The organism is Paraburkholderia sp. BR10141, from assembly GCF_056155635.1.
On the sequence record NZ_JBMIQH010000133.1, the window covers coordinates 1 to 708 of the forward strand.

Here is a 708-nt window from a genome sequence, read left to right on the forward strand (position 1 = left end):
GTATGCGAATACTGCTTGTCGAAGACGACCCGATGATTGGCGAAGCTGTCCAGGCTGCGCTGAAGGACGCCTCGTACGCGGCAGATCGCGTCACGGACGGCGCGCTCGCGCTGACCGCGTTCGCCGCGCAGCGCTATGACCTGATCCTGCTCGACCTCGGCCTGCCCGGCCGGGACGGCCTCGATGTGCTGGCTGGAATCCGCGCGAAGGGCAGCGCGGTACCAGTCATCATCATCACCGCGCGAGACGGCCTCGACGACCGCCTGCGCGGGCTCGACGGCGGCGCCGACGATTACATCCTCAAACCGTTTGAAATGGCCGAACTGCTCGCGCGGATTCGCGTGGCGATCCGGCGTCAGGTCGGCTCGGCGGCACCCGTGCTGAGCAACGGCATCGTGTCGCTTGACCCGGCGACACGCGAAGTCGCGGTCGGCGAGTGCACGCCGATACAGTTGTCGAACCGCGAGTTTTCGTTGCTACGCGCGCTGCTCGTACGGCCCGGCGCGATCCTGTCGCGAAGCGAGCTCGAGGACCGCATCTACGGCTGGGGCGAGGAAGTCGAAAGCAACGCAGTCGAAGTCCTGATCCACTCGCTGCGCCGCAAGCTCGGCAGCAGTGTGATCAAGAACGTCAGAGGTGTCGGATGGATGGTGTCAAGAAACGGCTGAAAGAATCGATCCAGTTCCGTCTGTCAGTCGCGCTCTCGGT

General features: G+C 64.8%; 1 protein-coding gene. It reads left to right on the forward strand.

Translation table 11 applies throughout. The features are described from left to right. Positions 1-2: 2 nt before the first annotated feature. Positions 3-668 (forward strand): response regulator transcription factor, encoded by a 666-nt coding sequence (locus ACOJB8_RS41170; protein WP_475017996.1) that lies wholly within the window; start codon positions 3-5, stop codon positions 666-668. Positions 669-708: the final 40 nt, after the last annotated feature.